The organism is Rossellomorea aquimaris (assembly GCF_020172085.1).
In the GTDB taxonomy this organism is placed as follows: Bacteria; Bacillota; Bacilli; order Bacillales; family Bacillaceae_B; genus Rossellomorea; species Rossellomorea aquimaris_E.
The window spans coordinates 65,639-88,892 of the sequence record NZ_JAIVAT010000005.1 but is presented as its reverse complement, the minus strand read 5'-3'; the positions used below and the strand labels follow the sequence as shown (position 1 = coordinate 88,892).

At 40.5% G+C, this 23,254-nt stretch carries 24 protein-coding genes and 2 riboswitches; of the genes, 17 read left to right on the top strand and 7 right to left on the bottom strand.

Annotated features, from left to right (window positions below):
- Positions 1–10: 10 nt before the first annotated feature.
- Entirely contained in the window at positions 11–1,735 is a 1,725-nt protein-coding gene (locus LCL96_RS10680; protein WP_224941465.1) for a B12-binding domain-containing radical SAM protein, read from the bottom strand.
- Between the two features lie 329 nt (positions 1,736–2,064).
- On the bottom strand, positions 2,065–3,090 hold the full coding sequence (locus LCL96_RS10675) for an acyltransferase family protein (RefSeq protein WP_224941464.1): 1,026 nt from the start codon (positions 3,088–3,090) through the stop codon (positions 2,065–2,067).
- A gap of 168 nt (positions 3,091–3,258) precedes the next feature.
- On the opposite strand from LCL96_RS10675, the gene LCL96_RS10670 reads away from it, so the two are divergent.
- The 3 genes from LCL96_RS10670 to LCL96_RS10660 all read left to right on the top strand — a co-directional run bounded on the left by LCL96_RS10670 (position 3,259) and on the right by LCL96_RS10660 (position 6,643).
- The gene (locus LCL96_RS10670) at positions 3,259–5,412 is read left to right on the top strand and encodes a PAS domain S-box protein (RefSeq protein WP_224941463.1); all 2,154 of its coding nucleotides are present in this window, start codon (positions 3,259–3,261) and stop codon (positions 5,410–5,412) included.
- A 14-nt stretch (positions 5,413–5,426) separates the two neighbouring features.
- A complete protein-coding gene (locus tag LCL96_RS10665; RefSeq protein ID WP_224941462.1) occupies positions 5,427–5,882 on the top strand; it encodes a methylated-DNA--[protein]-cysteine S-methyltransferase in 456 nt (151 codons plus the stop codon).
- Between the two features lie 170 nt (positions 5,883–6,052).
- Entirely contained in the window at positions 6,053–6,643 is a 591-nt protein-coding gene (locus LCL96_RS10660; protein WP_224941461.1) for a metalloregulator ArsR/SmtB family transcription factor, read from the top strand.
- Positions 6,644–6,686: 43 nt separating this feature from the next.
- Here LCL96_RS10660 and mtnA read toward each other — a convergent pair whose 3' ends face one another.
- From mtnA to LCL96_RS10645, 3 genes are all read right to left on the bottom strand, one after another.
- Positions 6,687–7,739 (bottom strand): S-methyl-5-thioribose-1-phosphate isomerase, encoded by a 1,053-nt coding sequence (gene mtnA / locus LCL96_RS10655; RefSeq protein ID WP_224941460.1) that lies wholly within the window; start codon positions 7,737–7,739, stop codon positions 6,687–6,689.
- Between the two features lie 18 nt (positions 7,740–7,757).
- On the bottom strand, positions 7,758–8,939 hold the full coding sequence (mtnK, locus tag LCL96_RS10650) for an S-methyl-5-thioribose kinase (RefSeq protein WP_224941459.1): 1,182 nt from the start codon (positions 8,937–8,939) through the stop codon (positions 7,758–7,760).
- Between the two features lie 101 nt (positions 8,940–9,040).
- Positions 9,041–9,197, bottom strand: a riboswitch (SAM riboswitch).
- Positions 9,198–9,289: 92 nt separating this feature from the next.
- Positions 9,290–10,072: a carbon-nitrogen family hydrolase gene (locus LCL96_RS10645; RefSeq protein ID WP_224941458.1), complete on the bottom strand. Its 783-nt coding sequence runs from the start codon at positions 10,070–10,072 to the stop codon at positions 9,290–9,292.
- A 120-nt stretch (positions 10,073–10,192) separates the two neighbouring features.
- Between LCL96_RS10645 and LCL96_RS10640 the strand changes: the two genes are divergently transcribed.
- From LCL96_RS10640 to LCL96_RS10595, 10 genes are all read left to right on the top strand, one after another.
- The gene (locus LCL96_RS10640) at positions 10,193–11,377 is read left to right on the top strand and encodes a pyridoxal phosphate-dependent aminotransferase (protein ID WP_224941457.1); all 1,185 of its coding nucleotides are present in this window, start codon (positions 10,193–10,195) and stop codon (positions 11,375–11,377) included.
- Positions 11,378–11,429: 52 nt separating this feature from the next.
- Positions 11,430–11,532, top strand: a riboswitch (SAM riboswitch).
- Positions 11,533–11,623: 91 nt separating this feature from the next.
- Positions 11,624–12,832 (top strand): 2,3-diketo-5-methylthiopentyl-1-phosphate enolase, encoded by a 1,209-nt coding sequence (locus LCL96_RS10635; RefSeq protein WP_224941456.1) that lies wholly within the window; start codon positions 11,624–11,626, stop codon positions 12,830–12,832.
- Positions 12,832–13,497: a 2-hydroxy-3-keto-5-methylthiopentenyl-1-phosphate phosphatase gene (locus LCL96_RS10630; protein ID WP_224941455.1), complete on the top strand. Its 666-nt coding sequence runs from the start codon at positions 12,832–12,834 to the stop codon at positions 13,495–13,497. Before LCL96_RS10635 ends, LCL96_RS10630 begins: the two co-directional genes overlap by 1 nt.
- A complete protein-coding gene (locus LCL96_RS10625; protein WP_224941454.1) occupies positions 13,494–14,120 on the top strand; it encodes a methylthioribulose 1-phosphate dehydratase in 627 nt (208 codons plus the stop codon). Before LCL96_RS10630 ends, LCL96_RS10625 begins: the two co-directional genes overlap by 4 nt.
- A gap of 15 nt (positions 14,121–14,135) precedes the next feature.
- Positions 14,136–14,648, top strand: a complete 513-nt coding sequence (locus LCL96_RS10620; protein WP_224941453.1) for a 1,2-dihydroxy-3-keto-5-methylthiopentene dioxygenase — start codon at positions 14,136–14,138, stop codon at positions 14,646–14,648.
- A gap of 402 nt (positions 14,649–15,050) precedes the next feature.
- Entirely contained in the window at positions 15,051–15,296 is a 246-nt protein-coding gene (locus tag LCL96_RS10615) for an aspartyl-phosphate phosphatase Spo0E family protein (RefSeq protein ID WP_224941452.1), read from the top strand.
- 226 nt (positions 15,297–15,522) lie between these two features.
- Complete coding sequence (locus tag LCL96_RS10610; protein ID WP_224941451.1) at positions 15,523–15,981, top strand: MarR family winged helix-turn-helix transcriptional regulator; 459 nt, start codon at positions 15,523–15,525, stop codon at positions 15,979–15,981.
- A 141-nt stretch (positions 15,982–16,122) separates the two neighbouring features.
- A complete protein-coding gene (locus LCL96_RS10605) occupies positions 16,123–17,817 on the top strand; it encodes a M3 family oligoendopeptidase (RefSeq protein WP_224941450.1) in 1,695 nt (564 codons plus the stop codon).
- 148 nt (positions 17,818–17,965) lie between these two features.
- Positions 17,966–18,997 carry a GerAB/ArcD/ProY family transporter gene (locus tag LCL96_RS10600; RefSeq protein WP_224941449.1) on the top strand — a complete coding sequence of 344 codons (1,032 nt, stop codon included), beginning with the start codon at positions 17,966–17,968 and terminating at the stop codon, positions 18,995–18,997.
- A gap of 74 nt (positions 18,998–19,071) precedes the next feature.
- Positions 19,072–19,188, top strand: a complete 117-nt coding sequence (locus LCL96_RS10595) for a DUF6254 family protein (RefSeq protein WP_224941448.1) — start codon at positions 19,072–19,074, stop codon at positions 19,186–19,188.
- 48 nt (positions 19,189–19,236) lie between these two features.
- On the opposite strand, the gene LCL96_RS10590 is transcribed toward LCL96_RS10595, so the two are convergent.
- Both LCL96_RS10590 and LCL96_RS10585 read right to left on the bottom strand, forming a co-directional pair.
- Complete coding sequence (locus tag LCL96_RS10590; RefSeq protein WP_224941447.1) at positions 19,237–20,619, bottom strand: DUF2254 domain-containing protein; 1,383 nt, start codon at positions 20,617–20,619, stop codon at positions 19,237–19,239.
- Positions 20,620–20,736: 117 nt separating this feature from the next.
- Positions 20,737–20,916, bottom strand: a complete 180-nt coding sequence (locus LCL96_RS10585; protein ID WP_224941446.1) for a YkvS family protein — start codon at positions 20,914–20,916, stop codon at positions 20,737–20,739.
- Between the two features lie 165 nt (positions 20,917–21,081).
- Between LCL96_RS10585 and LCL96_RS10580 the strand changes: the two genes are divergently transcribed.
- From LCL96_RS10580 to LCL96_RS10565, 4 genes are all read left to right on the top strand, one after another.
- Positions 21,082–21,276, top strand: a complete 195-nt coding sequence (locus LCL96_RS10580; RefSeq protein ID WP_224941445.1) for a hypothetical protein — start codon at positions 21,082–21,084, stop codon at positions 21,274–21,276.
- A 199-nt stretch (positions 21,277–21,475) separates the two neighbouring features.
- Positions 21,476–22,066 carry a cell wall hydrolase gene (locus LCL96_RS10575; RefSeq protein WP_224941444.1) on the top strand — a complete coding sequence of 197 codons (591 nt, stop codon included), beginning with the start codon at positions 21,476–21,478 and terminating at the stop codon, positions 22,064–22,066.
- Positions 22,067–22,163: 97 nt separating this feature from the next.
- A complete protein-coding gene (locus LCL96_RS10570) occupies positions 22,164–22,343 on the top strand; it encodes an aspartyl-phosphate phosphatase Spo0E family protein (protein WP_224941443.1) in 180 nt (59 codons plus the stop codon).
- 155 nt (positions 22,344–22,498) lie between these two features.
- Positions 22,499–23,236, top strand: coding sequence for an SDR family NAD(P)-dependent oxidoreductase (locus tag LCL96_RS10565; RefSeq protein ID WP_318246418.1), 738 nt, complete (start codon positions 22,499–22,501; stop codon positions 23,234–23,236).
- Positions 23,237–23,254: the final 18 nt, after the last annotated feature.

Here is a 23,254-nt window from a genome sequence, read left to right as displayed (position 1 = left end):
TTTGTTATCACTAAACAAGTTCGCGATCAAATTCAAATACAGTCGATTGACCGGTAGAGGGCTCAAAGTAGGCCAGTACGTACTGGTCCTGACCTGATTTGGATTGAATCGTTTCCAACAAGGTGTGTTTATACAACTCTTTTTCATTGAGCTTTAAATGTTCAAATGCTTCCCCTGCTATAGAAGGTTCTGCCAATAGGGTTTGATAGATATTTGAACGATCTTCCTTTGTAAGTTCATGAGTCCACCACGGTTTTCTTGGTTTATACTTCTGATTCTCTAAATAATCCAGCTTCATGAGACCTTCAATGATTGAAATAGGAAAGTTTGTCTCAGTGGATAGGAACTCATGGAGGCGTCTGAATAAATCTTCTAATTGATGACCTATTCGTGACCACCCCTTATTCTCCCAATAGGAACCGAATTGCTGGAAGAAATCGAATGGTGTTTCAAAACAATTGGTCACCAAATATTCAATCGTACGATCCATGCGATGGTCGTTCCAATATTTTTCCAAAACGTCCTCAACCTGCTTGATCCTCACAATGTCGTCGAAAGACAATACATTATTACCCAAGATCTCGTAAGGAGAATGGTCCATATACGTATACTGATGATCATTGGCGCGAATTCTTAATCCTGTTCCCCGAAGCATCTTTAAGAACCCTAATTGAAGCTCTTCTGGTCTCAATTCGAATACGTCATTGAATGTTTTGCGGAATGAATGATAATCCTCTTCGGGCAGACCTGCAATCAAATCGAGATGCTGATCAATTTTTCCACCGTCTTTCACCATGGTGACGGTTCTTGTCAGTTTATTGTAATTTTGTTTCCGCATGACAAGGTCATTTGTTTCATCATTGGTTGATTGAATACCGATTTCAAAACGGAATAACCCTCTAGGAGCATGTTCGTTAAGGAATTCAATCACTTCAGGCCGCATGATATCCGCGGTGATTTCAAACTGGAATACGGTACCCGGCAGGTGCTCGTCAATGAGAAATTGAAACATTTCCATCGCGTAGCTCCTGCTGATATTAAAGGTGCGATCCACAAATTTAATGGTTTTCGCTCCATGTTTCATCAGGAATCGAATATCTTCCTTGACCTTCTCACGGTCAAAGTAGCGAACACCTACTTCAATAGAAGAAAGGCAGAACTGACATCGGAAAGGGCAACCCCTGCTTGTTTCGATATACGTCACCCTCTTACCGAGCTGAGAAAGATCTTCCTGAAATCGGAAAGGTGAAGGAACTTCCCGAAGGTCTATCTTATTTTGTTGAGGCTTGATGACAGGTTTACCATCTTCTAAATAAGCCACACCGAATACCTTTGACCAATCTTTTTCACCGTGAAGCTGATCTAATAACTGCTTGAAGGACTCTTCGCCTTCACCAATGATGATAAAATCAACCTCATCAAGACGCTCAAGCCAATACGGAACATCATACGTCACTTCTGGCCCTCCTAGGATGATGGTAACCTCTGGCATGATTTTCCGAAGGATTTTGATGACTTTGATTGTCTCTTCGATATTCCAGATGTAGCAGCTGAAGCCGATGATGTCAGGCTTCTTTGAGAATAAGTCAGTTGCGATATTAAGCGTTGGATCCTTGATGGTGTACTCCGAGAGCTCGATTTCATATTCGGGCTCTGCATAAGCCTTTAAACAGCGAATGGCTAAATTCGTGTGAATATATTTTGCATTTAACGTACTTAAAACGACTTTCTTCATTTATAATCTCCTTTATTCTAAATCAACCCGGCGAGAGAACAGCCAGACGAATGATTGGTGCTATTTTACATATGAAATAAGATGTTCGTACATCATACTGATTATCATTTTATCTAAGCTTGCGATAAAGCTCAATGTTTGTCTAAAACGAATTTAAATTTATTGTAACTATTAGAAGGAATTTTAGGAAAAGGTGCGAATAATATAGGTAATATAAGTTTTTTGAAAATTGTGTTGAATCCCAGTTCGCATTCTAATCTAAAAGGAATAGTTAACAAGAAAAGGGACTGGCCCATGGTTACAATTGGGTCAGCCCTTTCTAGTGAGGTTTATCTTGTTTTCATTTCTCTTTTTGAAAGAAGTTTCTGCAATTTTGTAGATTTAAACTCAATGATCGGTTGTGTGATGCTTGTAAAGAATTTCGTTGAAAAAATCATCGTCAGAACAAAAGAAACACCTAATAACAGTAATAAACTAGTAGTCGGGTCGATTATGTCCTTAAGCTGGCTTTCACGGAATAATCGGATGAGAAAACCATGAAGCAAGTAAACATATAAAGTGTTTTTCCCCCATTTAGTGAAAAACTGTCTCTTTGTCGGCACAAAAGTAAAAAAGCTGAAGATCATGACGACGTTCAATAAGTAAACTGCTGCCCTGACTGCCATACTGATGGCGCTATTCCATGCAAAATCTCCATAAGGCTTAGAGCCGAGTAACCATTTGTCTGAAAATTCCGGGATGAAATACATTCCAAGAAATACGATTACAAATAATGAACCTGCCACTAAACGCGCTTTATTCGTTTTAAAATATTCAAAATGCTCCTTTTCCATGTAGTAACCCATCAAGAAGATCGGGAAAAACACGAATGTCCTGGATAAGCTTAAATAATTCGAAATGACATCTGCAAATCCAACAATCAGTCCAATGGAGAAGGCCACTGTAAGTCCGGTTACCGGTTTAAACTTAAACCACTTGATGAATGCATAGAGCAGTGCGTTCCAACAAAAAAGGCTGATGAGGAACCACAATGACCAGTGTGGATTAAGAGGATCCACCTCGAATGTTGATTCTTGATAAAGAAAATGATAATACACCGTGTAGATCAATTGAAACACAATGTAAGGAAGTATCAATTTTTTAGCAAGTTTTTGAATATATCCCTTTTTATAGAAACCTTTTGCAAAAAATCCTGCTACAAGAATGAAAGCAGGCATGTGGAAGGTGTAAATCGTTTTATACAAAGAAAGGATAAAGGGATCACTTTCAATATAGGACCGGATAACATGTCCGAATACCACTAAAAAGATCAAAATGAATTTGGCATTATCGAAGTAATAATCACGCTGTTTCATATCTTCACCATCTTTTAAAAAGTTTAATCCTCATTCATTCTTACCCTAGGATACAATGAGCAAAACATGAATTTCACTGTTAATTATCACCAAAAGTATGGGAAGCTATGCGATTTCTAGCTGACTTAAGCCAATGGTCGTCTTTTAAAAAAGTAGGGGGATGAGGAAATGACTAATAGTAGTAAATTGAAGAGAGAGCAAAAAGAGGGACAATGTCATCCCGTTGATAGGGAAATTTGCTTAGCTTCACCCATGCCGATGCTAGTGATCAATCATGAGTTAATCATCGTTTATGCCAACCCCGAGGCATATGAAACCCTTCAATTAAATGATGAGGATGTAGTAGGGAAGCTGTTTAGCCTCTTTTTCTCTTCAGTACCTGCTCCTATTGTGGCCCATTATAAAGAAGTCATGGAAACAGGCAAAACTCTTGAAGATGAAACTCTGATGAACGTCAGTGAGAAGAAAATCATTCATGTCGAGCTATTGTTAAAAAAATCGACCATTTCTCCTAATGCTTATCTATATTTTAAGGATGTTACAGAATTGAAGGAGAAAGAACGCAAGGATCATTTGAATGTACACCTATTATCAAATATCTTCCAGAATGCATCAGAGGGAATCGTCTTATTCGATATCCATGGGAATATCAATGATGTAAATCATGCATTCAGTTTACAAGTGGGACTTGATAAGGAAGAGATCACAAGCAGGAATATCAGCTCTTTCATTCCTGAGAATGCCCACTATAAAATCGACAAAATCAAAGAATTGATCTCTCAAAACAAAAAAGCCCGCGGTGAAATTCCTATCAAGAAATCACAAAGCATGTCAATCGTGGAATTCACCACAAGCCCTTATGTCCATCACAAGCTCCATATGGCCATTCTTAGAGATGTAACTGAAAAGAGGCAGATGGAGATTCAGCTTAAGCGAAATGAAGAATTGTTCAAAGGGTTATTTGAGGAAGCGATCGATGCCATTGTCCTGTGGGATCAAGACGGAAGGGTCCTTAAAGCGAACTCTTCAGCTCTGAAAATATTCGAGTGTACGCTTTCTGAACTCCTATCCAAAAAAATCAGGGACTTCGTTTATCCTTTGGAAAGTCAAAAGTTTGATCTGGTCATGGAACAACTAAACAGAAGCGGAGCTGTAAGGGATGAAGTATTATTTCTCATGCCGAACAATCAGCTGAAGCATTTAGAATTCACTTCAAAACTTCATTCTGTTGATGGATATAATATGACCATTTTCCGAAATGTCAGTGAACGATACCAAATGGAGAAAGAATTGCGTGAGAGTGAAGAGAGATTCAGGAAGATTTTCGAAGGATCATTAGACGGATTGCTACTGACCAATCATAATTATGTTGTCGTAGATGCAAATCCCGAAGTGAGCAAAATCATTAATATGGAAAAAGATCAGCTTATAGGAAAAGATGTAAGGGAAATATTGAATATAGAGCCCGGTGAAGAAACGTATGATGAATATTTACAGCAGTTGAAAGAGGAAGGTCAGGCAACCTTTTTAAAGACGTTAACAACTTACAGGGATAGAGTTCAATATGTAGAGCTATCATCAAAATATAATTTACTTTCCAACTTGAATTTAACCATCATTCGCGATATTACGGATCAAATCGAAATGCAGGAACAATTAAGAAAATCAGACACGTTAAGTGTTGTAGGTGAGCTTGCTGCAGGGATTGCCCACGAGATCAGAAATCCGATGACTGCACTGAAAGGGTTCATTCAACTGCTTGAAAACAGTGTCGGTAAAGATCATGAAATGTATTTTAATGTGATCACTTCTGAATTTCAGCGAATTGAATCGATCATTACGGAGTTTCTTGTCCTGGCAAAGCCACAGGCAATCCAATATCAAGAAACGAATTTAATTAAAATTATGAAAGATACAGTAGATTTACTGAGTGCCCAGGCAGTCATGCATAATGTTCAATATGAAGAAAGCTATCAGGATGACCTTCCCGCTATCGTAGCTGAACCCAATCAGCTAAAACAGGTATTCATCAATGTCATCAAGAATGCGATTGAAGTCATGACTGATGGAGGCGTGATTTCCATCAACATACATGAGACAGGGGATGAAATGATTCATATCGAGATTAAAGACCAGGGAGGCGGAATCTCAAAGGATAAAATCAAGAAGCTGGGTGAACCCTTTTATACAACTAAAGAGAGAGGGACTGGACTTGGCCTGATGGTTAGCTTTAAAATTATCAAAGAGCATAAGGGAAGTGTTCGGGTTGAAAGTAAAGTAGGAGAAGGAACCACCTTCCATATTTATCTTCCTAAATCATAAAGGAGTTCTACAAAATGTCCATTCATACAATTACGGTAGAGAGTCCCATTGGAAATCTAAAGCTATCAGCGGATCATATTCATTTGCTGTCTGTACAGTTTGTTGATGAAAGAGTGACGAGCGAAACGGATCATCCCATTTTAATGAAGGCGAAAGAGCAGCTTGACGAATTTTTTAATGGGGAGAGGAGAGAATTCGATCTTCCTCTTAAATTAGATGGTACAGCTTTTCAAATAGAAGTATGGAATGCTCTTCTGGAAATTCCATATGGGCAAACATGGTCCTATCAAGATCTAGCACATGCCATTCAACGGCCGAAAGCAGTGCGAGCAGTAGGGCAGGCAAATAAAGCCAACCGCTTTCCCGTTATCATCCCCTGTCACCGGGTCATAGGGAAAAATAAAACGCTGACAGGTTATGCAGGTAAACAAGTCGACAAGAAAGAAACCTTATTGTCATTAGAAAGATAAGATCGATCAGGCAGTTTCCTAAAGGAGACTGCCTGTTTTATTTCTATTACCTATGAAAATTACGCTTTCAACAGTTTACTGACAAAGAATTCTGAAAAATACTTGATTTACCATTCTATTTAGACTATTATCTAATTAGATGAGGATCGAAGTGGAAAGGGTGGAATTGATTGCAACTAAGTAAGCAGGTAGCATTTCATAAAACGATGGGAGATCCGACACGTATCAAAGTGATGTATTTACTTGCAGATGGAAGATTGCACGTTGGTGCCATTGCCGGGAAGCTGGGACTCACTGCGCCCACCATCTCCCATCATCTGACAAAATTGAAAGAATGCAATCTAGTGTATTCACGACGGGAGAAAAACACGGTTTACTACTATTTGAATAGAAAAGTATTACAACATCACGGACAGGTGATCAGCCATTTTGCTCATGAAGAGAAAGGGGAAAGAGAGTTGTCGGAAAAATTAATGAAAGAAAAGCAGAAAGTGAAAAATAATTTTCTCGAAAAAAGTGGACGTATCAAGAATATTCCATCTCAACAAAAGAAAAAATTATTCATTCTTGAACATATGGTGGAAGGATTAAAAGTGGGAGAAAAATATAAGGAAAAAGACTTGAATGAATATATTCAACAATACCATGATGATTTTGCCACCATAAGGAGGGAATTCATCATTCACCAGTTCATGTATAGGGAGAATGGCATTTATGAGGTGAATCCAAAGGAGATGTGGGGATCGACAAAATTAAGTTGATTGATAGAGAAAAGAGGAGGGGAAAATCCTTCTCTTTTCTTCGTTATTTACCATTTAAGATTTGTTGAATGCTTTTCTCAAAGTTTTGAAATAGCACACCCTTTTCAGTGATGATGCCAGTAATCAATTCATGAGGAGTCACATCAAAAGCCGGGTTATAAACCGGAATGTCATCTGGAGCGATTAAAGAACCGGATATCTTCGTGATTTCCTCAGGTGACCTTTCTTCTATCGGTATATCCTCCCCGGTTCTGGAGTTTAAATCGAATGTGGATGATGGGGCAGCCACGTAAAATGGAATCTTGTAATGGTTGCACACGATTGCAAGCATAGACGTCCCTATTTTATTCGCTGTATCCCCATTCAATGATATTCGGTCTGCACCGACAATCACCGCCTCGATTCCTTTCTCCTTTATGGTATGGGCAGCCATACTGTCTGTTATCAGAGTCACATCCACCCCTGATTGCTGGAGCTCCCATGCGGTGAGGCGTGCACCTTGAAGCACTGGGCGTGTCTCACAGGCGAATACTTGAAATCCTAGCCCCCTTTCTCGTCCTAAATGAAAGGGGGCAAGTGCTGTTCCATACTTACTTGTTGCGATCGAGCCTGCATTACAGATAGTCATAACCTTACGCTTATCACCCAATAAGCCAAGACCATATTCACCAATCATTCTGCATACTTCTTCGTCCTCAGCATGGATCTGGATGGCCGAGTGGAGCAGGTTGGTTCTTGCTTCATTTGTGGATCGAACCTGTTCGAGAGCATATTCCAGCCGATTCAAAGCCCAGACAAGGTTAACGGCAGTCGGCCTCGAATCAGAGAGGTATTGTTTATCTCGGTAGAAATAATCTTTGAATTCTGCCAGGTTATCCGTTTCGTATTGGCTTGCTGCCTGAGCCAATCCGTAAGCCGCAGTAATCCCGATGGCAGGTGCCCCCCTCACTTTGAGCGAAATGATCGCATCGAAATATTCTGTGATGGTGGTAAGTTTAAGATATTCCACAACATTCGGCAGCTTTTGCTGATTAAGGATCAGTAAATGATCTTCATGCCACTCGAGTGAAGTGGGTATGGAAAGTGTATGTGTCATGAGTACCTCCTTTAACATTTACGAATGTGCCTTTATTAGAGTCAATAAATCATCTATTGAATGAATGTCTTTACGATTTACAATGAGTTGCTTTCCGAGATTTAAACATATGCGCTTAGCCTGTAGTCTCCGTTCTTTATCTTCAATGCCGTCGAGGTCATCCACATGTGCAAGTCCGATTGTCCTTCTGATGCATTCACATCCTGCAAAGCCTATGCTGTCTTGAAAGCTTTTCTCAAGAACAAATTCAAGGTAACCCTGTACCTTCGTGTAGGCGTCACCACTTTCTTTCCAGTGTCTTGAAAACGTGGTGGAAAAGATAATCCAAGTATCTTTCAAATGTTGCAGGATGGTTTCCTTGTCATCAGGATTTGAGATGACTTGAAATATAAGGTTTGCCATAAATTGACCGATATCAAACCCAATCGGTCCATAGAAAGCAAATTCAGGATCAATGACTTTTGTTTGCTGGTCATCCACAAAAATACTGCCTGTATGAAGGTCCCCGTGCAGAAGGGCTTCACCTTCGGTTAGGAAGCTTTTCTTAAGTTTTGCTACTTCGAGTTTTACATTGAAATCATCCCATAATTGCTGTACATCGGGTAAAAGTTCTTCCTCAAAATCATTGGTTTCACTATTAAAAAAAGGATCCGTGAAAACCAGGTCTTCTGTAATTTTGCACAATTCAGGATTTGAAAACTCCTTCACATATTCTTTTTTCTTAAAGGGATGTAGGGCATAATCAGAAGTGAAATACAATGTATTTGCGAGAAATGTACCAATATCCTTTGATAATCGGGGGTATACATTTCCTTTAATTAGACCGGCGCGTGCGATGGTCAGATGACTTAAATCCTCCATCACTGTAATGGCAAGCAATGGATCCGAATAAAACACATCGGGTACAAGGTCGCCTACAAAGGAACGCTGAAGCATGAGGGCACGTGCTTCAATTCTCGCCCTCTCGATTGTCAGTGGCCAGCTTTCCCCGACCACTTTAGCATAGGGGAGAGCTTGTTTGATGATGATTCCTTTCCCTGTATCCCTTTCCACTACACGAAAAACCAAATTCAGGTTTCCATCTCCAATTTCCTGACATGATAATTGGGAGCCGTCTGCAAAGATTTTTAAAGAAATGGCCAGTTGGGTGGCCGACTGTTCAGTAAGTGGTTGATACGAATTGAGTTCTGTTATTGCCATTTTCATTCCTCCTTTTAAAAACGGTTTACGGAGGCTTTTCCATGGCATGAGAAAAGCCTCTTTCCATGTTCGAAAGAGGCTTGAAGATTGATCTTCGTCACCTCTTATCTCTCAGAAAGATAGTCTTTCTGTTGGAATTAGCACCGTGCCTTACTGGATCAATTAATCCGGCGCATACAGCGCCCCGTCTTACAACGGTATTATGGTCGGTTGCTGGGCTTCATAGGGCCAAATCCCTCAGCCAGCTCTTGATAAGAGTTGCGTACGCTATTTAGTTAATTTTCGGAATCATTTGAATTGAATGGTACCATTGAAGCATTTTCCATGTCAACAAATTTTTTATCATTGACTTAATAATATTCTGGTCTTCGATCTTGAAAGATCGGAATTTGTTTGCGGACTTTTTCTACTTCTTGTAAATTGATTTCAGCTGAGACCAGTTCTTCCGTTTGAGTTCCTTTAGCGAGTATTTCACCCCATGGATCAATAATGAGTGAACAGCCGCCAAATTCATTATTTGGATCACTGCCCACCCGGTTGCAGGCAATGACGAAACATTGATTTTCAATCGCCCTTGCCTTTAGGAGAGTTTGCCAGTGATCGATCCTTGCACTTGGCCATTCAGCAACGACAAAAACAACTTTTGCTCCAAGCAATACATGCTTTCTGAACCATTCAGGAAAACGGATATCGTAACAGATGAGACCAGCCATCTTTGTCTCTTCCAGTGAGAACATCCCGTCCTCCTGTCCAGGAAGTAAATAGTGATGCTCATCCATTAATTTAAACAAATGAAGCTTAGAATACTGTTTTACGAGTATACCCTTTGAATCGACTGCTATAAGTGTATTTCTGATTCCGTCCATTGATTTATTTGCTACAGAACCACCTATGATGTGGATGGAGTATTTCTTTGAAAGGGAAGTCAGGAAGGTGGAGGAGTCTTCTGCTCCTTCATCTGCGATCTCATCCATCCGTGTTAGATCATAGCCAGTCGTCCACAGTTCAGGAAGTACAACCGTAGTGCAACCATCTACCTTTGCTTTTCTGACCCACTGTTCGACTTTTTCCATATTTTCTTCAGGTTTCCCAAATGCAATATCCATCTGGGCGAGACCAATCTTATGAATCATTTTCTTCACCTCTTTATGTACGATTTGGCATTTATTCCTTTACATTCTTTATGTTCCGTTATATCATTTGTGACTAGAATTTGAAAGTAATAAATTTTCAAAAAATGAGTAGGTGAATGAATGAAAAACTTTAAAAAGGCATCACGTTTAGAAATGTTGCCTCAACAATTTTTTGCGTCCCTAGCAGGTACAGTGAATGCTGTCGTAAATAAGGGGCATGACGTCATTAATCTTGGGCAGGGAAATCCGGATCAACCGACGCCTCCGCATATTGTGGATAAACTGAAAGAAGCTGCTTCTTCGCCGGCCAATCATAAGTATCCGCCATTTCGAGGCTTGACATCCTTTAAAGAGGCGATTTCAGCTTTCTACCTCCGTGAATATGGGGTAGAAATCAATCCTGAAACAGAAGTGGCCGTCCTGTTCGGAGGGAAAGCCGGATTAGTTGAGATCCCGCAATGTTTATTAAACCCTGGCGATGGTGTTTTGGTACCCGATCCAGGGTATCCGGATTATCTATCAGGGGTTGCATTGGCTGAAGCGAAAATGGTCACAATGCCGTTAAAAGAAGAGAATGGATTTTTGCCTGATTATAGTGATTATTCCCCGGAGGAATTAGAAAACGCCAAAGTAATGTTCCTCAACTATCCCAATAATCCTACCGGTGCAACCGCTACATCACAGTTTTTCGAAGAAACAGTGGAACTTGCTGCACAGCATGATATTTGTGTAGTGCACGACTTCGCCTATGGGGCAATTGGTTTCGATGGACAGAAGCCTATAAGTTTTCTGGAAACGAAAGGCGCAAAGGATGTCGGGATCGAGATTTATACACTTTCGAAGACATATAATATGGCCGGTTGGAGAGTCGGATTTGCTGTGGGGAATAAGAGTGTCATAGAGGCGATCAACCTCCTGCAGGATCACCTTTACGTCAGTCTGTTCGGGGCCATTCAGGAAGCAGCAACCACGGCTTTATTAAGTCCACAGGATTGCGTTACCGATCTGGTTGCTACATACGAAGATAGAAGGAATCTATTAATTTCAGGACTGGAGGAAATAGGGTGGGATGTTAAAGCCCCACAAGGTTCTTTCTTTGCATGGCTGAAAGTGCCGGAAGGATTCACATCCGTTGAGTTTTCAACCTATTTACTCGAGAAAATCAATGTTGCTGTGGCACCAGGCGTAGGATTTGGAGAATACGGGGAAGGGTACGTCCGAGTCGGGCTGTTAACCACAAACGAACGCATAAAAGAAGCCATTTCCCGTATAGAAAATTTAGAATTATTTCACAAAAGGGATTGACATCAGCGGGAAATGGTGCAATAATCCAACTGAATTAAATAAAAAAATTAGATTCTTATCAAGAGCAGGCGGAGGGACCAGCCCTATGAAGCCCGGCAACCGACTTTTTCAAGCACGGTGCTAATTCTTGCAGCTAATGAGCTGACAGATAAGAAAGAGTGATAATGGCAAACCTCTTCTTATCAGGAAGAGGTTTTTTGTTTTGTAAAGAATGATAGGAGTATTCTGTAAGGAGGATGAACGACAATGAGTGAAGTGATAGCAACTTATAAAATAAAGGGGAAAACAGGAACGTTTGAAAAAAAGGCTGAAGGAATTGCCCTGGGATTAACAGTTGGTTCGTGGACGGACTTGCCTACACTGGAACAAGAACAATTACAGAAGTACAAGGGGAGAGTAGTATCCATCAGAGAGAGTAAAGATGGTGCGGCCGGTTTGGTGAAGATCGGTTATCCAGGTCATAATTTTTCAAACGATTTGCCTGCTGTCCTTACAACCGTTTTTGGAAAGCTTTCTTTAGATGGTGAAGTGAAATTAGTAGACTTAGAGTTTTCCGCTGATCTTAAAAAGAATTATCCTGGACCACGGTTTGGGATTGATGGAATAAGGGAGTTAACAGGTGTAAAGGAAAGGCCGTTGCTGATGAGTATCTTTAAAGGGGTAATCGGAAGGGATCTTACCTATTTGGAAAATCAGTTGAAAGCTCAGGCCATGGGTGGCGTGGATGTTGTAAAAGACGATGAGATTCTTTTTGATAACCCGCTTACCCCCTTTATTGAGAGAATCAGGACAGGAAAGAGAGTATTACAAGAAGTGTATGAAGAAACCGGTAAGAGAACGCTGTATGCCGTAAATCTTTCAGGGAGGACTTCTGAATTAAAGGAAAAAGCAAAGAGAGCCCGTGAACTTGGTGCCGATGCTCTATTATTCAATGTTTTCTCTTATGGTCTCGACGTCCTTCAGGAACTGAGAGAAGATCCCGGAATCTCTCTTCCCATCATGGCCCACCCTGCATTTGCAGGGGCTGTGGCTGCATCCCCATCATATGGAGTTGGATATTCACTATGGGTGGGTAAATTTCTCCGAATGACAGGGGCTGATTTTTCTTTATTTCCGTCTCCATATGGGAGCGTCGCCCTGAATAAGGATCAAGTATTATCCGTCAGCGAAGAGTTGACCAAGGAAGATGCATTTTTCAAAAAGGTGTTGCCAGTGCCATCAGCGGGGATTCACCCTGCTCTTGTACCACTATTGGTGAAAGACTTTGGGTTTGACTGTGTCATTAATGCCGGAGGTGGCATCCATGGGCATCCTGATGGGGCAATCGGTGGGGGGAAAGCATTCTTGCAGGCGATTGATGCCGTATTAGAAGGAGTGAATCTTAGAGAAGCAGCAGAAACTCAAAGTGAACTCAGGAAAGCACTGTCTCTGTGGGGAGAGGAGGTAAAGGTATAGTGACGCGTCCGATTATTCTCTGTGATTTTGACGGGACCATTACAGAAACCGATAATATCATTTCGTTGATGAAGCATTTCGCCCCTCCGGAATGGGAACCAATTAAGGATGCGGTTTTAGAACGCTCACTTTCTATAAAAGAAGGAGTCACCCAATTATTCTCTCTTATTCCTTCCTCAATGAAGGACGAAATGATCCAGTATTTAAGAAATACAGCGGTTATACGTAAAGGCTTTAAGGAATTTGTCGAATATACGATAGAGAATCGGATTTCCCTGTACATTGTAAGCGGTGGAATCGATTTCTTTATTCATCCTATATTAGAAGCATATGGTCCGTTTCAAGAGGTCTTTTGCAATGAAGCAAGCTTCAGTGAAACGACGATTTCCATCCGATGGCCGTATCCCTGTGATGAACAATGTGGAAGTAAGGGGTGTGGATGCTGTAAACCCTCCATCCTTAGAACGTTATCAAAACCTGAAGGAGCCAGTGTCATCGTGATCGGTGATTCGGTCACAGATCTTGAATTGGCCAAGCAGGGGGATATGGTGATAGCCAGGGACTATCTTGCACAAAAATGCAAAGAAGATGGAATACCTTTCATTTCCTTTGAAACCTTTCATGACTGCATCGAAGCCCTGGAAAAAGAAGGAGTGATCACGTGAACTATCAGGAACAATGGGAAGAACTTGCTGAAATAAAAAGAGAATTAGCAGACAGGGACTGGTTTATGGGAACAAGTGGAAACCTTGCCATACGTGTAGGTTCTTCCCCCGTTACTTTCCTGGTTACGGCAAGCGGCAAGGATAAAAGAAAACACACGAAAGAAGACTTCCTCCTTGTAAATGCACGTGGTGATGCGATTGAAGATACACCATTGCGTCCATCAGCCGAAACGCTCCTGCATCGTCATGTGTTCACAGAAAGTAAAGCAGGCTGCAGCCTGCATGTTCATACTGTGGCAAATAACGTAATCAGTGAGATATACGGGGATGAAGGTGTTGTTTTATTGAAAAATCAGGAACTGATTAAAGCTTGGGATAAATGGGGGGAACATGATTCACTTGCGATTCCAATCATTCAAAATCATGCACATATCCCCACTTTAGCAGATGCATTTCAACCCCACATTAAAGAGGATAAAGGGGCGGTGCTCATTCGAAATCACGGGATTACTGTATGGGGACGAACCGGTTTTGAAGCCAAAAAACTATTAGAAGCTTGTGAGTTTTTGTTTCAATACCAACTTGCTCTTTTATCTGTAACGAATACTAAAATCCATAACTAAAGGAGGAATCAGATCATGACAACGATCAAAATCCAAGGTAAAAACCAAGTGATAGAAGATCAAGAGGAGGTAGTACGCTATTTAAGAGAACAAGGAGTAGTATATGAACAGTGGGATATCGGAAAGCTGGACAAGAGTCTTCAAGAGCAATATGTATTGACGGAAGGTGATAAGGAACACATTCTGTTTACATTCAAAGAAGAAATAGAAGACATTTCGGAGAGAAGGGGATATCAGGCATGGGATATCATTTCTCTTTCGGAAGAAACCCCTAATCTTGAAGAGCTTCTAAAGAGTTTTCAACAAGAGCATCATCACACAGATGATGAAGTCCGTTTTATTGTAAATGGTCATGGTGTATTTATCATTCAAGGAAGTGACGGAGATTTCTTTGAGGTTCACCTTAATCCGGGAGACTTAATCTCTGTTCCAGAGAATATCCGCCACTATTTCACTTTAAGCGAAGATAAGAAAGTAGTCGCAGTCCGTATTTTCGTTACACGTGAAGGCTGGGTTCCCATCTATTAATCTACTATCGGGATGAAGCAGAGACAAAAGTATTATAATCAAAGTAATATCCGAATGATTCTTTGAAATCGTTCGGATTTTTATTTTTATGACTTAGTGCATTTAGCAGGTTCCGGCTGTTGTTTGGAGTGCAAAGCGGAATCTTGCACGTAATCAGGCAGCGGTGTAACAAGTGATCGTATAGAACTCATCAGTAAAGGTAGTTCGTCTTTAGATTGATATATTTAGATATACTCCAGCTTCATCCTTTGGTTTTGGCGAAAAATGTCAGATAAAGATACATTACTAGTTATTTTGTCTTGTTTTGCGAATCTATTTACTTTTCTGATAATACTTGCGATAATTCTCAAGTAACGATTTTACTAAATATAGACTAGGAGCTAAAAAAGGAGTTTAGTAGAAATGGGTCGTCTTTTAAAACAAAAATGGTTATTATTGAGAATCAATCAGAAACGTTCAGAAATGATTTCACTCGGGGAGAATCTGGGGCTTTGTGCAGAAGAAACAATCAAATGCAGCCAGCAATTGGATCAGCTCTTGAACGACTATGAAAAGTGTACACATAACGTTGTACCACTAGCATCACAGGAATCATCACTTGATTTCGGGCAATACATCAAGAGCATATTAAAACGCACTGCTTCTTGACCACTCAACAAGAACCCCTCATCATTTAGCATGATAAAAGAGAAAGAATCTCCAACTAATCCCACTTTTAAAATTAGACAATCAAACGAATTTGTCGTTATTTCAAACAACCAAAGGACGGTGCGCGCGCACCGTCCTTTGGTTTGGTATGGTATCTCTCTCTAGTTTGACAATGTGAGGTTTTCTTTGTATAATATTTTGAAACTGAGATATATTCTTTAAAGGAATGAATGCCATGAAAGAATTGCAGGATTCAAAACAATCATTGAAGCTTTTCATTGTCCTGTCGAGAGCTTTTAAAGCCTTAAATGAAGAAATAAACAAAAACATTCAAGAAAATGGATTAAATCCTACTGAATTTGCAGTCCTGGAGCTACTATATCATAAGGGAGACCAGCCCTTGCAGCAAATAGGCGGAAAGATCCTGTTAGCATCCGGAAGCATCACGTATGTTGTCGATAAGCTTGAACAAAAAGGTTACCTGAAACGTGTTGCATGTCCGAAGGATCGTCGCGTGACCTATGCTCAGATCACGGAGGATGGCAGGGAGTTAATAGATGATATTTTCCCGAATCATGAGAAGAGGATCCATGAATTGATGTCTTCTTTATCTTCGGATGAAAAGGAAGAAACGATACAGAATCTGAAAAAGCTTGGACTATCCATTAAAGATTTGTCCTATTAAGTTCCACCAACCTGCCCCGTCCGCTAGACGGGGTTTTTGTTTTATTAGCATTATCGAAATTCAATCCTACTTTAACAGGAAATTCCTTATTTGAGGTCGAATAACTATAGTTCGGGATGAATTTAAAAGGAGGCAAAATGTATGAAGTTTGAAGAATTTACATATGAAAGACCAAATCTGGAAGAGATTAAACCGGTTTTTGAGAAGGCGCTCCAGAAGTTCAAATCTGCTTCGGATGTATCTGAACAGGTGGAAGCCATCAAGGACATCAATGAGATTCGACTAAATATCGATACCATGCAGAACATATGCTATATAAGACATTCCATCGATACCAATGATTCCTTTTACAAAGAAGAGCAGGAATACATCGATGATATGATGCCTGAGGTTTCCGGCATGGTGACTGAATATTATCAGGAGCTGGTGAATTCTCCTTATCGTGAAGATTTAGAAAAAAAGTGGGGGAATCAATTATTTTCTCTTGCAGAGAGTGAAATCAAGACTTTTTCTCCTGAAATCATCACACTGCTTCAAAAAGAAAATAAGCTGTCTTCTAAGTATACAAAACTAATGGCTTCTGCCAAGATTCCATTTGAAGGTGAAGAGCGGACCTTGGCCCAGATGGGTCCATTCACCCAATCCATACATCGCGACACGAGAAAAGATGCGGCACTTGCCACTGTATCCTTCTTCGAAGAAAATCAGGAAGAATTAGACCGTATATTCGATGAGTTAGTCAAACTCCGTCATGAGATTGCGACTACATTAGGGTATAAAAACTTCGTTGAGTTAGGGTACTATCGTATGACAAGAACCGATTATACTCCTGATATGGTAAAAGTATTCCGCGATCAGGTGAAGGAGCATATCGTCCCTCTAGCCACAGAGTTGAAAGAAAGACAGGGACAACGCATCGGCGTCGACTCCATGAAGTTTTATGACGAAGGATTTAAATTCACATCCGGAAACGCAGCGCCTAAAGGGGATCCTCAGTGGATTATCGACAATGGAAAGAAAATGTACGAAGAACTTTCTCCTGAAACGAAAGAATTTTTTGATTTCATGATCGAGAAGAACCTCATGGATTTAGAAGCGAAGAAAGGGAAAGCAGGAGGCGGATATTGCACCTATATTGCTAACCAAGAGTCGCCTTATATTTTCTCGAACTTTAATGGTACGTCGGGAGATATCGATGTGTTGACCCACGAAGCGGGCCATGCGTTCCAGGTCTATTCAAGCCGTGGGTTCGATATTCCTGAATATATATGGCCGACGTACGAAGCGTGTGAGATCCATTCCATGAGTATGGAGTTCTTTACTTGGCCATGGATGAATTATTTCTTTAAGGAAGACACGGATAAGTATCAATTTTCACATCTGAGCGAAGCGCTGCAATTCCTTCCATACGGTGTCGCTGTCGATGAATTCCAACATTTTGTGTATGAGAACCCAGAGGCCACCCCTGCTGAACGAAACGCTGCGTGGAGGGAAATCGAAAAAGTATACTTGCCTCACAAGGATTATGACAATGTTACCTACCTGGAGAACGGTGGATTCTGGCAGCGTCAGTCTCATATCTATAATTCACCTTTCTACTATATTGATTACACGCTGGCTCAAATCTGTGCTTTTCAGTTCTGGACGAAAATGAAGAAGGATCGTGAAGGTGCGTGGGGTGATTATGTTTCCCTTTGTCAACTGGGGGGGAGCCGTTCCTTTACTGCGCTAGTGGAAGCTGCAAACCTAGACTCCCCATTCCAAGAGGGGACAGTCGAGAAAGTGATTGCACCAATTAGACAATGGTTAAATGATATCGACGATAAATCCTTATAAGCTAAGTTTGGCAGCCGTATTTCATACGGCTGCTTTTTATTTGCCATCAATTTATATACAGGGTGAAATTTTAAAGAATTATTTTCTTTTGCTTCTGATTTTCCATGCTTGTACATAAGGTGAAGTAGAAGGTGTCAGAGGTGATGGGATGAAAAAAATTGCTGGATCTTTTCAGATAGCTGCCGTATATGTAGGAACTGTCATAGGAGCCGGTTTTGCCACGGGAAGGGAAATCGTAGAGTTTTTCACCCGGTTCGGTTTTGTCGGGTTTATTGCCATTTTATTAAGCGGATACTTATTTATTACCATGGGGACCAAGATCATGCTCAAATCCCATGATATCAAAGCGAAGTCTTTCGAAGAATTCAACGAGTACTTATTTGGAAAATGGTTTTCCAAAATCATGAATATCGTTATGATGATTATGCTGATCGGTGTTTCCGCTGTCATGCTTTCAGGAGCCGGGGCGGTTTTCCAGGAGCAGCTCCTCTTATCTAAACAATTGGGCATTCTGTTGACTATCGCGTTAGGTTTTTTCACTATGATGGTCGGAATCAAAGGGTTATTTGCAGTGAATACGTTTGTCGTGCCCTTAATGATTTTTTTTAATCTGTTCCTGATGGTATACTCAGTGCGCCATGCTGCTTTTTTAGACTCCTTTCTGATGATACCTCATGCAGAAGATGGGTGGAAATCCGTCGTTGCCCCTTTTTCGTATGTTGCCTTTAATCTCGCAATGGCACAGGCGGTACTTGTTCCGGTTGCCGGAGAAATGAAAGATCGGGAAATGATTAAATATGGGGGATATCTCGGCGGCTTTTTTCTTACTCTTATTTTGATATCCAGTCATATCACCCTGGTGATGATTCCTAACGTGACCCAATATCAAATTCCTATGGCCGTCGTGATGAAGTCATTTGTTTCCGGTTTTTACTTTGTTTATATCCTCATCATATATGGTGAAATCTTCACGTCTGTCATTGGTGGAGTATTTGGTCTCGAGAAGCAGTTAAGCAATTATTGGAAGGGACCTTCATTCTTTACATTCACCGGTATCTTCCTGATGATCTATTCTTTAAGTTTCTTCGAATACAGCGAACTCTTATCGTATCTCTATCCACTATTTGGTTACATGAGTTTGGTATTCATCATTCTTCTCTGGATGAAACCAAAGAAATAATCTTTATGGAGAGTAAAATATGTGTCTGCTGCCCATGTTAATAATGATCATATATTCAAAAAGGAGTGGGAACCATGACAGAATCAAAGCATGAAAAAGAGAGAAAGTGGAATGTAAGGAAAGAAAATCAGCAACCTCATGGGAAGGTTTCTTCGTTCAAAGAACTTACAGACGGGAAAAAAGATAAATAATCATAAGAAAAACGGATGACAACAGTCATCCGTTTTTCTTTGTTTCAGTCATGAAGATTTATCGGTATAAGAGTCTTCGGTTTTGTATTGATCGGGAAAGTATCTATTACGCACTTCGTCCTTATCCCAATCATCCAGACTGCAAGCAGAGGCCAGTTGGTCAAGATGTCTCATGATGTACTGCATATCAAGGTTCTGGAGGCTGTCATAGTCGATCCCCTCCAGGATGTAGTCCTTGAATGTCCATACCATGCGCTTTGTTTCCCCACTGTTATTTTCACCGATCATTCTCAACGAACGGAGGATTTCTGTAATGATCGATATATCTTGTTTCCCGTAATGACGTAATTGATAAAAGCTCTTGTATAAATAATCAACAAAGGTAGGCTGTTCTAATATGATGCGTACATTGTTTTCGTCATCAGTCAAATAAGAGCTTGGAAGCTTGTGTTTTGCAAGCTTGGAAAGGATGATCCCGATTTCTTCTATGCAATTCTTTGCCGTGTTCGGGTCATTGATGGCAGGGGAAATCGCTCGTAAGGCTATCTCTACAAGTTTCCGGATGCCAAGTTCGATGTCTTCCATCGGCTCTTTATCAGGGCCAAGTACAAGGAATTTCAGGTAACTTTCAGCATCTATTTCATCTTCTGTGGACCAGACTGTCATGACAGGGGTCCCTTCGAGTAAGTATTCGCCTGGAGTTTTCACCATCCGGACAATGCTTTTGTCCTTCCTGGCTTTCTTGATCATTCCTTCAATATCGATTTGTTGCATATACCCTGATTCCTCACTGTACACGTTATAGGGCTCGGTGTCTTCAAAGTAGGACTCATTGAATGTTGAAGGGTCTTCATTAATGGCATTTCTTCTGAATAAGTAACTCTCATCAATTTTTTTATTCGTTTTTATGGTGATGTTATGGATTAAGTTACTCACCTTTACCCAATTGGAAACATGATGTACAAAATAGACGAAAACAAATAAACATACTACTGCCACAATCCCGGCAAATGCTGAGGAAATATATAATTCCTGACCGGATTCATCTTTGAGAAGGACGAGCAGTGTGATGCAGTAAACCACTCCGGAAACAAAGATGGCCAGCACCCTCTGAGTCGGACGGTCGTTGATGAAGTTTTGTAAAGTCCTTGGTGAATACTGGGAAAGAAATGTTGTAAGGACAACCATAATCGTCGAAAACGTAATGGTCGTCATGGTCATGATGGATGATGCAATGGTACTGATAATGGTCATGGATAAGTTGAAATTAGAGAATAATACCTTAGGGAATATGGGATAGCTATGCTGACTCAACCACCAATCAAAATAAAAGGTGATGAGAGAGAGAAATAATGAGATAAGGGAGAATAAAAATGGCACAAACCAAAAGCTTTTTTGCGCTTTATTAAAGATATGTATATTCATATTCATGATAAGGCTCCACCTTTTGAAACAGTATGATATAAGAATAACCTCAAAGGTGATTCAATAAACCTTACAGAAGAATAAGGAGGGGGAGCCCTCCTTGGAAGAATAGTGTTCTCGGTATTATGCTTCTACGATTTTATAGTTTTTGTGATTAACCACCGTCTTTTCTTCTAATTCAAGATCACGATAATTCTTCATATAGGTTAAATCGACGATCACGGAATTTTCATTCACTTTTTCAACGATGCCTTTTAATCCATCTCTAAATTCAATGACATTACCGATTTCTGCTTTTTTCATCAAAGGTCGCTCCTTTTTGGCAAAATTCTACAAACAATTACTAATATTTTGACGTAAAGTCATGGAAAGGTAAAGAGTTTTCTAACAATTACATATGAAAATTATGACTTGAGCTCATCTACCATTTAAAATTACAATAGAGTTAGTGAGGAAGGGAGTAAGGTTATGAGTGAAGCAGAAATTCTTGAGCAACTGCAATTATTGCGTACAAGAGAAATAGAAGAAATTACGGTGATGAAAGAAAATTTCCTGGCCTTTCGTTCGATACTGGTAAAACAAGATGATTTTAAACAGTTCCGTGGAATCGCCCAGCAAGGCGGGAATATTCAATTTCAATATCTGGAAACGCCTAGAAGTTAAGGTAGCAGGGGAGAAATCCTCTGTTTTTTTGTTTTATTGTATGAATCAGTCCCAGGGAGTCCTTCTGTATAAGATTAGTATATGACGACATATGTTCGGTTAGTATTAAAGTCTTCGCAATGGGTGGTAACCATTACCTGCTGAAAATCCCCTCATTCATTGTTATCTTAGTGGGGAGCACTATTTAGGAGGTAGAGAAATGATTAAGAAAAGCTTTATGATAGGAATTGCAGCACTTTCATTTGTTACATTCTCAACTCAAACGTTTGCTGCAGAGGGAGTTCACACCGTAGAAAAAGGTGAGTCCCTTTGGGATATCGGTAAAGAGAAATCTGTATCCGTCATTCAATTAAAGAAAGAAAATAATCTTACAACCAATGACCTTTATCCGGGTCAAACGATAGAGATTCCTGACAATAACGTAACGGCTGAAGACCGTGAGCTGTTGGCAAAGCTTGTGCATGCAGAAGCGAATGGTGAGTCATATGCAGGAAAAGTGGCTGTGGCAACCGTCGTATTGAATAGAGTCGATTCTACAGAATTCCCTGACTCTATTAAAAAGGTCATTTATCAGGTTTCCAATGGACATTATGCCTTTTCACCAGTGCAAAATGGACAAATCAACCAGGCTCCTTCCCAGGAAGCCAGAGATGCCGTCCAAGAAGCACTTGCATTCAGAGGTCAGGGGAAAGGTTCTCTATTTTTCTATAATCCAGTAACATCTACAAGCGACTGGATCACAAGCAGGGAAACACTGCTGACAATAGGGAAGCATCGTTTCGCAAAATAATAGGAATCATCATGAACGATATGAAAGCTGAGTACTTTTCTCTTTTCTCTATGTGGAATTAATAGTAAAATAGAGAAAAGAAGTAGAGGTGAAGTTGATGAACGGTACAATAGCCGCTCGAATTGAGGTCATACGCTCAAAGATGATTCAGTCTGGAATTCGTTTTGGCCTGAGCAATCCAACAACCATTCAACTGAGTGAAGAGCTGGATGCCTTGATCAATATTCATCAGCGCGATGATTCGAATAAAAGAGTTCAAAGGAAAATCATTCAATAAATATAAGGTTAACCCATAAGAAATGGCCTTTCTTACCTAAGAGAGAATTTCAATCGGGTTAACCTTTTTCTATTGCTTAAAGAAGATTGGGAAGCTAGTGGATAGGGTATCCTTTTTATAGCAGAAATTGATAGAACCAAAGGAGAGTGAGTACTGTGAAAGGGAATGTTGTATGCATCACAGGAGGAGCCAATGGAATAGGGAGATCCTTGGTTGAAGAATTTTCCAAACAGGGTGCAATTGTAGAATTTATGGACATGGATGGAGTGGGAGGGAATGCACTTTCCAAGAAGCTCAATACTGAAGGGTATAGCGCCCGCTTTCATGAAGTGAACGTAGGTGACCCTCTAGAGGTGAAAAAGGCTTTCACAACTATCAGGGAGGAACATGGTGTGGTGGATGTTCTGATTAATAATGCAGGTGTTTCCAGGTTCATGTCGTTTTGGGATATGAAACCTGATGATTGGAACAGCATTTTATCAGCGAATTTAAGCAGTGTATTTTATTGCAGCAGGGAAGCGGCAGAGTTAATGAAGGACCGTGGAGGATGTATCATTAACATGGCTTCCACCAGGGCTTTTATGTCTGAACCGGATACAGAAGCCTATTCGGCTACAAAAGGTGGCATTGTCAGTCTTACGCACTCACTTGCCATCACTCTGAGCGAGGTGGGGGTCCGCGTCAACTCCATCAGTCCTGGATGGATCCAAACAGAAGATTATGACTCATTGAGAGACATGGATCATGAACAGCATCCGTCCGGCAGGGTCGGGAAGCCAGAGGACATTGCGAGGGCGTGCTTATTTCTTGCAAATCCTGATAATGATTTCATAACCGGCGAAAATCTCGTTGTTGACGGCGGGATGACGAGGAAGATGATCTATAAACACTGACGGAGTGGAAAAAAGAAT